Raw genomic sequence first — 1,382 nt, forward strand, 5'->3', positions numbered from 1 at the left:
CGCACGGTCGTCTCGTCGCAGGCCCAAATCTTCTTGGTGCCGCCGGCGTTGTAGGTGATGAAACTTTCGACCGGGTCGCTGCCGATCGTGGCGCGCTTGACCGAGCCGCCGCGCATCACGATGCCGGTCGACGTCGGCAGCCAGTTCTCAAGCGTCTGAGCCGAGAACGGCTTGGACTTCACCAGGCTCTGGTTGGTCACCCAGCCAACGACCGGCGCGCCGAACGTGAAGGGCTGCGCCATGGCGCGCGCAGGGGCCGGAACGGCTTTCCGGCGACCTGGAAAACGCTCGTACCTCACGCTGCACCTGTGACCTTGCCAGGCCACGCCACGCGCCGGCCGCGCCAACTGACAGGCGGCTGACCCGACACGACCGACTTGGAACCGGCGTCCGTATCGATCCGGCGCAGGAGCAAGTCCTGGTAGTCGTCCAGATCCTGCTCGTAGGCCTGGCCCTTGTTCTGCTTCCAGCGGGCGATGATCGCCTTTTTCAGCAGTTCCTCGGAAAGCCGGAAGCTGTCGGCATCCTCGGTGAACATCGTCTTCTTTGACGTGTCGCTTGCGGCGACGAGCTGGTTCGAGACGTAGAAGAATTTGACCGTCTCGCCGCTGGCCATCACCGGCCACTGGTGGAACTGGTCGCCGAAGATGATCCAGTAGGCGTTCACCGTGGCGATCGGCGTCACCTGAAGCTCAAGCCACTGATCCGGGCTGGTGAGGTGTTCGGTTGCCCACTGCCAGCGTGACGACCAGAGCGACGACGTCTTTTGCATCCGCCGGAAGTCGGTCGGCATGTCGAACGCATCTGACACGCCGTCGCCGGTGAGCGTCTTCAGGACCAGCAGCTTTTGCCAGTCATGCGCGTCCGCGATTTCGGACGCCATGACGTTGGCCAGTTCCTGCATCTCGACCATCTCTCGACCGGTCGCGCCATAGACCAGTGTCGGCACTTCCATGCCGAGCACCGTCGCGGCGCCTTTGACCACGTCGAGGATGGACATCAGGCAGCTTCCTTGCCCTTGCTCTTCGGCTTGGTCAGTTCCTCGATCATGGCCTCCATCGCCTCCTGACGCTCCATCAGCGCGACGATCTGGGCATCCTTCGCGGCCTCGCGCTCGGCGGCCTTGGCCGCGTCACTGTTCTCGAGGAAGAGGGCTGCCTGCTTGCGCAGGTCACGCATGTTCGGCAGGCGCACGCGGTCAAGCTGCCCGTCGGTGAGGTCGCGGACTTCCTCGACCGTGCGAATGCCGGCGGTACGCAGCACTTCGGCCTGTTCGGGCGTGACGCCAGACCAGGCGGCGAGCGCGGTCCCGTTGAGAGGGATTTCCTGCCCGCTTTTGAATGCGACATAGGCCGGCTCGATCTGGTTCCAGCGGGCCGTCA

General features: G+C 64.3%; 1 protein-coding gene and 2 pseudogenes. All 3 read right to left on the minus strand.

The genetic code is table 11. The annotated features are described in order from the left end of the window. Positions 1-242: pseudogene (locus EN738_RS34310) on the minus strand (hypothetical protein); the annotation flags it as partial. Positions 243-295: 53 nt separating this feature from the next. Continuing rightward, the gene (locus tag EN738_RS34315; RefSeq protein WP_127287365.1) at positions 296-1,000 is read right to left on the minus strand and encodes a hypothetical protein; all 705 of its coding nucleotides are present in this window, start codon (positions 998-1,000) and stop codon (positions 296-298) included. Then, positions 1,000-1,382: pseudogene (locus tag EN738_RS34320) on the minus strand (hypothetical protein); the annotation flags it as partial. The pseudogene EN738_RS34320 and the gene EN738_RS34315, both read right to left, overlap by 1 nt.

Source organism: Mesorhizobium sp. M4B.F.Ca.ET.017.02.2.1 (assembly GCF_003998955.1).
In the GTDB taxonomy this organism is placed as follows: Bacteria; Pseudomonadota; Alphaproteobacteria; order Rhizobiales; family Rhizobiaceae; genus Mesorhizobium; species Mesorhizobium abyssinicae.

Coding starts and splice junctions, on each gene's coding strand:
- EN738_RS34315 (WP_127287365.1), bottom strand. CDS start 1,000: ATGTCCATCCTCGACGTGGTCAAAGGCGCCGCGACGGTGCTCGGCATG.